The sequence below is a fragment of the Endozoicomonas sp. ONNA2 genome, from assembly GCF_024606365.1.
Lineage (GTDB): Bacteria > Pseudomonadota > Gammaproteobacteria > Pseudomonadales > Endozoicomonadaceae > Endozoicomonas.
In genome coordinates this window covers 1-1,236 of record NZ_JAHHPO010001048.1, presented here as the reverse complement: position 1 = coordinate 1,236, position 1,236 = coordinate 1, and the positions used below count along the sequence as shown (strand labels likewise).

The window sequence follows — 1,236 nt, the reverse complement described above, 5'->3', positions numbered from 1 at the left end:
GGCAGCAAATTGGTCTAAAAAGTCGGAAATTTTTAGTAAATAGAACCACTATTCATTAAAAATTTCCGACTTTTTATCCTCAATTTTCTGTCGTCCTCGCTACAGGGACGCCCAGTCAGGCGCTATTCTCGGACAGCCTCCTGGCGGTGGAGTTATCTATCCATCTTGGCTGGCTGAACTTTTGAAAGGTTGAAATTTCTTGAACATTCAGGGGGGTCATTTGAACTATTTTTTCTTTTAATTGTCTAAATTTTGGTTGTTGCAAAGTCTCATATCTTTATGCTTATAAACCTGCAGAAGATCTTGAGTCTGTTGGTCATGAAATCTTCGTTCATATCGGCCAGTCCGATTTTGAAGTTATGACCTGACACTGTTCTGACTGGCACCAAACCCTATGGAGTCCGAGAAAACAGGACAGTATTGGCTTCACTTGAACAGCATCCTGATTCTAAACGCAGTTAAAGAGGAAAACAGTAATGAATAACCTGCCGCTCATCTCTACTACAGCTACAGCTACAGCTTCAGCTTTGGCAGTATATGCTCATCAATCAGGGAATGAACAAGCAAGGAATGAACAAGTCTGCAAGGCTTTTGCCGGGGACAAGGAGGTTAAACCCATTGTTACTGGCAATGAATGTCCTGAATGCCCCCCAGAAAGCGCAGCCTCTTACCTTCAGAAAAGAACCTGCACCTTGCCTGTTGGAAATCAGGGCTCACAATTTGGCAAGGAGATAGTTGACGCCCTGTTGATGGCTGAACCGGAACCAATTGGTATCTATCATTCCTTCAACAATCTTGAGGGGGTGATGCAAAATGCCAATGACCTGCTTTCCAGCCCCATCGACCAGGATTTGTCAGAATCCATTACTTTATCGATGAGAGCCAGTGCGAACTTGATAATGGGAGAACTTTACATGATTGAAGGCATGATAAAAGCTAAACACCCTGGCTTCTCAAAATTCGCCAGCCATAACAATAGTGAAACAATTGCTCAAAAAATCTCCGAGCTGCAACAATTCGAGACAAAGCTGGAATTAGCCCGCAAATAGTTTGGCTTCAAATGTCGTGTACTTTCTTGTTCATTCAGGTGGATCATTTGAGCTATGTCTTCCTTTAATGGGCTGAAAGTCTGGATGTTGCAATGGTTCAGATCTTTACCCTTAAAACCTGCTAAAGGTCTTGGTAACTATTCTGTGAACCCAGCCAAACCAGCCCACCAAGCTGGTAAGGAATACC

Annotated in this window: 1 protein-coding gene; it reads left to right on the top strand. The window is 43.1% G+C overall.

Going from position 1 to position 1,236, the window contains the following annotated elements; translation table 11 throughout:
- Positions 1-476 precede the first annotated feature (476 nt).
- Positions 477-1,049, top strand: coding sequence for a hypothetical protein (locus KDK14_RS18545; protein ID WP_257266686.1), 573 nt, complete (start codon positions 477-479; stop codon positions 1,047-1,049).
- Positions 1,050-1,236 lie beyond the last annotated feature (187 nt).

Excerpts from the sequence above, each read along its gene's own strand:
- KDK14_RS18545 (WP_257266686.1), top strand. The coding sequence starts at position 477 with ATGAATAACCTGCCGCTCATCTCTACTACAGCTACAGCTACAGCTTCA.